Source organism: candidate division WOR-3 bacterium, assembly GCA_016867815.1.
Classification (GTDB): Bacteria; Hydrothermota; Tepidihabitantia; order Tepidihabitantales; family Tepidihabitantaceae; genus UBA2258.
Genome location: VGIR01000138.1, coordinates 1 through 5,130 on the forward strand (window position 1 = coordinate 1; position 5,130 = coordinate 5,130).

The following is a 5,130-nucleotide window of genomic DNA, read 5'->3' on the forward strand; positions in this document are numbered from 1 at the left end:
CTGGTTCACGCTGGAACCGGCAAAGAAGGAGGAAGAACGTGGAAGAGAAGCGTGAGAAGGCAATACTGCTGGTTGAGGACAACCCGGACGACGAGGAGCTCACTCTGCGAGCCCTGGCGAAGTCCGGCATCAACAACAAGGTCGTCGTCTGCCGCGACGGCGCCGACGCCCTCAACTACATCTTCGGCCGCGGCGACTACAAAGGACGAGACCCGGCCGACTACCCGGCCATCACTCTGCTCGACCTGAAGCTACCCAAGGTCGACGGGCTGACAGTTCTGGAACGGATTCGAGGGGACAGCCGCACGCGGCTGATGCCGGTGGCGATTCTCACTTCTTCGAAGCTGGAAGAGGACCTGATTCGCAGCTACGCGCTCGGCGTCAACAGCTACGTGCGCAAGCCGGTCAAGTCAGAATTGTTCATTGAGGCGATCCGCCAGCTCGGCCTGTACTGGCTGCTGCTCAACGAACCGCCGCCCGGCCGGGACGAGAACCGAGGGGGACTCGGGATCTAGCGATGCCACACCCGAACGCAGTCGCACCGCAGCCACGTGTTGACATTCGAACCGTGTTCTCTACAATTCAAACGCAGTTGAGTACTATCCGTTTTAACGTCGGCGGAGTCGAGTTCGTCGGAACGCTGAACAGCTCATCTCTCACCGAGAAGCTGCTCAGTCTTTTGCCGTATGAAACGGTCGGTGAGACCTGGGGTATGGAAGTCTACTTCCCGGTGGACCTGCATGTGGATGACCCTGGCCTCGTGAACGAGGTCAAAGTCGGCGACATTGCCTACTGGCCTGACGGTCCCGATATCTGCCTGTTCTTCGGCCGTACCCCCAAGAGCACGAATGACGCTCCGGTCGTCGCCAGCCCGGTCACGGTCATTGGGACCTTCCAGTTCGTTCCGGAGGACTTCGACCGCATCGAGCGCCGCCGCAACGGCATCCTGGTCAACGTTGGACCGGCGCAGTAGCGCGGCACCGGGCCGGCCGGACCCTCAATCTGCTATCTGCAATTCGATATCTGAAACTGCGTGGGGCAGTAGCTCAGCTGGGAGAGCGCCAGGTTCGCAATCTGGAGGTCGCCGGTTCAATCCCGGTCTGCTCCACTCTTCCGGGGACTCGCAATCAGCAACCTGCAGTCGATAGCGGGAGGCCGAATGGTAATCCTTCCCAAATACGTCTTCCTGACGAAAGGCACTGGCGTCCACCGCGAGAAGCTGGCCAGCTTCGAGGCGGCGCTGCGCGACGCCGGCATCGCCGCGTACAACATCGTCCGGGTCTCGTCTATCTTCCCGCCATGTTGCCGCATCATCTCCCGCACGCGAGGACAGAAGCTCTTGACTCCCGGCCAGGTGATGTTTGCCGTTGTCAGCGACAATGCCACCAATGAACCGCATCGGCTCATTTCCGCCTCGGTCGGACTGGCCATCCCCAAAGACCCGACCAAGTACGGCTACCTCTCCGAGTACCACTCGTTCGGCCAGCGCGAAGAGAGCGCCGGCGACTACGCCGAGGACCTTGCCGCGCAGATGCTTGCGACTACTCTCGGTGTCCAGTTCAATCCGGACACGAGCTACGACCAGCGAAAGGAGATCTGGAAGATCTCCAACGAGATAGTCCGCACCCAGAACATCACCCAGTCGGCAATCGGCAACAAGAGCGGATTCTGGACCACGGTCGTGGCCGCTGCGGTGCTGATCACCCACATTCCTGAAGAACAGGTAGAGTAGGCCCGGCGCGGCGGCTAGTAGCGCTGCGCGAGACTCGCGCCCGTGTAGTAGTGCTTCAGTATCTCCCGGTAGCTTGCACCGGCCTCGGCCATCCCGATCGCCCCGTCCTGGCACATGCCTGACCCGTGGCCCCACCCCCGGCCGGTGAAGGAGACGGTCCGGCCGCGAATCGACGCCGTGAACGCGGTCGACCTGAGACCCATCGCCATCCGGAAGTCCGATCCCGGAACTCTGGAGCTACCGTGATCGGTCGCGAGGTTGACGTACCTTGCCCGGCCCGACTCACGGTCCATCTCCACACTGACGGCCCGGACTCTGCATCCCATTCCTAGGAGCCTGCTCGCCGCCGCATCGAGGCTGTCCCTGCCCAGACTGGTCTGCCAGGAGGAGTTCGGCCTCCCGGAGCAATAGGCCTTCCGGCCCCGGCGTTGTTCAGGTGTGTCGGGAATGCTCTTCAGGTAGGGCTTTGACCCGTTCGCTGTGACGCCGCCGCAGTTGGCGTGGTACAGCGCTTCGCAGACTTCATACTGAAACTCGAGCACCTCGCCCCGCGTCGCGGACACGGCCTGCCGTGAGAGTTCGGTCTCGCGTTCGATTCCCCGGTACTCCTGGTCCCGCAGATACGAATCGAACAGATCGTGTCCGAGTCCCTTGCGCCGGCCGAGGCGGGTCATTGTGAAGCTGCGGGCCGCCACTGCCTGTGCCTTGGTGGCCTCCAACGTACGGACGTTGATCGGACCGATCTCGCAGGGAACCACCCCGCGCAGGTAGTCTTCAAGCCCGAGAACGTTGACGACAGCGAGGTCACCGTCTGCGGCCCGAAAGACAAGCAGACGTCCACGATAGCTCCGGTCTCCGACCCGAACAAAGCCGCCTTCTCCGGCCGCGACCGCCAGGGTATCGGCAGTCCGCAATGGTGCGGGGCCGCCGGACGCGACCACCAGCCCTCCTTCGAAACCAACCTGTATCAACTGATTGGGGTCCACCGACTGCGGAGATGTGCTAGCGGCCAGCGTCAGTCCCCTGCTTGAACTGAAGAAAGCGACACCTTTGGTCGTCAGCCTCACCCGCACGGAAGGCTCTCCTGTCGGACTGGGCTTCGGAGGGGGAACCGGTCTGGTGGGCGCCATCGGCGCATGGTAGCAACAGCCGGCCAGGCACAGGATTGCGGCGACCAACGCGAGCATACGCATCCGCTGTCAATCTAGCCGACCTCGATTGGATGGTCAACAACTGCCCGGGGCAGCACTTTACAATACCCGCACATACCCTAGAATACAGGAATGCAACACCGGGATAAGCGAGTCGCTGACGCCATCAAAGATTCCGTCGCCAAGATCGTAGTTAGCGAACTCTCCGACCCGAAGATCGGGTTCGTAACCGTGACCCGCTGCCACATCTCGCGCGACCTCAAGAATGCGACGGTCTACTTCTCCATACTGGGCGACGAGACTACCCAGAAGCAGACATTCGAACATCTCCAGGGCGCGCGCGGGTACATCCGGCGCCGGCTCGGCCAGATGGTGGTTTTCCGGGTACTGCCGGAACTCCGCTTCGCTCTCGACGACATGCTAGCCCACGAGATGCACATCAACGAGATAATATCCGACCTCCACAGGAACGAGCCCGGAGAACTGGACTAGCCGGACAGGTTTGATCGGTCCGATGCGCGGGGTGCTGAACGCCAACAAGCCGTCGGGCATATCGTCGTACGATGTCATCCGACACATCAAGTCCATCCTTCGGTCGCCAGTTCCCATTGGACACGCCGGGACGCTGGATCCACTTGCATCGGGTGTGCTCCTCATACTCCTGGGTGAGGCAACCAAGGTCAGCCGTTTCTTACTCAACCTGCCTAAGGAGTATGTGGCCGGCGTGTTGTTCGGGAAACAGACCGACACCGACGACATCACCGGGGCAACGTTGAGTGAGCGGCCCGTGAGCGACCTCACGGCGGATTCGGTACGAACCGGTCTAGAGCGATTCACCGGCGAGATCGAACAGGTGCCGCCCGCATTCTCCGCCCTGAAGCAGGACGGCGAGCCGCTGTACCGACTCGCCCGCAAAGGCCAGGTAGTCTGCCCGAAGCCACGCAAGATCGTGATCTCCAAGCTGGAACTGCTCGACTGGCAGCCTCCGACCGCGACAATCAGGTGCGTGGTGTCGGCAGGGACGTACGTCCGGGCCCTGGCTCGCGATCTGGGCAAGTCGCTGGGCACAGTCGCGACGCTGGCGTCTCTGGTCCGCACTAGAGTGGGGCCGTTCAGCATCGAGGACGCGACCACGCCGGACTCGCTCGACGCGACCTCGCTGATCGAAAGGCTCGCCCCGATCGACGTCGCGCTGTCCTGGATGCCGCGCCTGGCAGTCTCCCCCATTCAGGCGCGGCAACTGCATCAGGGCAAGGTAGTAAGCGAGCTTGGCGGCCCGACTCCGTCCGGGGTTGACGGCTTTGCGTTGGCCGAGACCGAGGATCTCAGATTCCTCGCGGTCGTCGCTCTATTAGGTGGGAGGATGCGAACTGAACGAATAGTCTATGCCGACTGACGCTGGTTCGCCGACCCTGATTCCGGGCCCGGCAGCTCCGCTGGTAGTTGCCCTTGGCTCGTTCGACGGCGTCCACCTCGGACACCAGCAGATCATCCGTCGCGCTTCCGGCATCGCCGCGGGTTTGGGTGGCGTGACCGCAGTCCTAACCTATGACCCTCTTCCCGCTCAACTCATCTACACCGACTTCACCTACGTGCTGACCCCGCTGAACGAGAAGAAGATCCTGCTAACCGAACTGGGCGTACAGTACATCTGCGTACTCCGGTTCGATGCCGGCCTGCGTAGCACCACCGCACCTGACTTCATACAGCGCCACATTGTCGAGTCACTGCGCCCGGTGGCAGTGGTTGTCGGCCACGACCATCGCTTCGGCAGTCACGGAACCGGTGACGCCGGCCTGCTCAGGCGGACCTTGGAGCCGCTTGGCATCAGGGTCGAAGTCGTCCCGGAGATACTGCTCCGCAGCGTACCGGTTCGGAGCACGACGATCCGCGAGCACCTGCTTCTCGGCCACGTCGGCCTGGCGGCCGAACTGCTCGGTCGGTGCTACGCCATGAGCGGCACAGTCGTTCCGGGTACGGGAACCGGGCGCCGACTCGGGTTCCCGACCATCAATCTGCGTCCGTTCGAACGGGAGACTCTGGTTCCAGCGGATGGAGTCTACGCTTGTCGGGTGGATGCGGCCGGCCGCACGTTCGACGCCCTGCTGAACATCGGGCACCGACCCACTTTCGGCGGCGAGACCCGCACCATCGAAGCACACCTGCTCGACGTGCAGCTTGCAGCCCCCCCGCGCACTGCCGTGTTCCGCCTGGTCGACCGTCTCCGCCCGGAACGTCGGTTCGAGA

7 protein-coding genes and 1 tRNA gene are annotated in these 5,130 nt (G+C 62.7%); 7 read left to right on the plus strand and 1 reads right to left on the minus strand.

Translation table 11 applies throughout. The annotated features are described in order from the left end of the window. Positions 1-38 precede the first annotated feature (38 nt). From FJY68_13255 to FJY68_13270, 4 genes are all read left to right on the plus strand, one after another. A complete protein-coding gene (locus FJY68_13255; GenBank protein MBM3332792.1) occupies positions 39-515 on the plus strand; it encodes a response regulator in 477 nt (158 codons plus the stop codon). A gap of 2 nt (positions 516-517) precedes the next feature. Beyond that, positions 518-973 (plus strand): hypothetical protein, encoded by a 456-nt coding sequence (locus FJY68_13260; protein ID MBM3332793.1) that lies wholly within the window; start codon positions 518-520, stop codon positions 971-973. A gap of 62 nt (positions 974-1,035) precedes the next feature. Continuing rightward, positions 1,036-1,108, plus strand: a tRNA-Ala gene (locus FJY68_13265). Positions 1,109-1,159: 51 nt separating this feature from the next. Next, positions 1,160-1,732 (plus strand): arginine decarboxylase, pyruvoyl-dependent, encoded by a 573-nt coding sequence (locus FJY68_13270; protein MBM3332794.1) that lies wholly within the window; start codon positions 1,160-1,162, stop codon positions 1,730-1,732. Between the two features lie 14 nt (positions 1,733-1,746). Here FJY68_13270 and FJY68_13275 read toward each other — a convergent pair whose 3' ends face one another. Further along, positions 1,747-2,925: a SpoIID/LytB domain-containing protein gene (locus FJY68_13275; GenBank protein MBM3332795.1), complete on the minus strand. Its 1,179-nt coding sequence runs from the start codon at positions 2,923-2,925 to the stop codon at positions 1,747-1,749. 90 nt (positions 2,926-3,015) lie between these two features. On the opposite strand from FJY68_13275, the gene rbfA reads away from it, so the two are divergent. The 3 genes from rbfA to ribF all read left to right on the plus strand — a co-directional run. Next, a complete protein-coding gene (gene rbfA, locus FJY68_13280) occupies positions 3,016-3,375 on the plus strand; it encodes a 30S ribosome-binding factor RbfA (protein ID MBM3332796.1) in 360 nt (119 codons plus the stop codon). 22 nt (positions 3,376-3,397) lie between these two features. Further along, complete coding sequence (gene truB / locus FJY68_13285; protein ID MBM3332797.1) at positions 3,398-4,279, plus strand: tRNA pseudouridine(55) synthase TruB; 882 nt, start codon at positions 3,398-3,400, stop codon at positions 4,277-4,279. After that, a partial coding sequence (ribF, locus tag FJY68_13290; GenBank protein ID MBM3332798.1) for a riboflavin biosynthesis protein RibF occupies positions 4,269-5,130 on the plus strand: 862 nt, incomplete at its 3' end. The genes truB and ribF, both read left to right, overlap by 11 nt.

What these genes read in the sequence shown, in the direction of transcription:
- FJY68_13260 (MBM3332793.1), top strand. Translation starts at nt 518, where the DNA reads ATGCCACACCCGAACGCAGTCGCACCGCAGCCACGTGTTGACATTCGA.
- FJY68_13270 (MBM3332794.1), top strand. Translation starts at nt 1,160, where the DNA reads ATGGTAATCCTTCCCAAATACGTCTTCCTGACGAAAGGCACTGGCGTC.
- FJY68_13275 (MBM3332795.1), bottom strand. Translation starts at nt 2,925, where the DNA reads ATGCGTATGCTCGCGTTGGTCGCCGCAATCCTGTGCCTGGCCGGCTGT.
- rbfA (MBM3332796.1), top strand. Translation starts at nt 3,016, where the DNA reads ATGCAACACCGGGATAAGCGAGTCGCTGACGCCATCAAAGATTCCGTC.
- truB (MBM3332797.1), top strand. Translation starts at nt 3,398, where the DNA reads ATGCGCGGGGTGCTGAACGCCAACAAGCCGTCGGGCATATCGTCGTAC.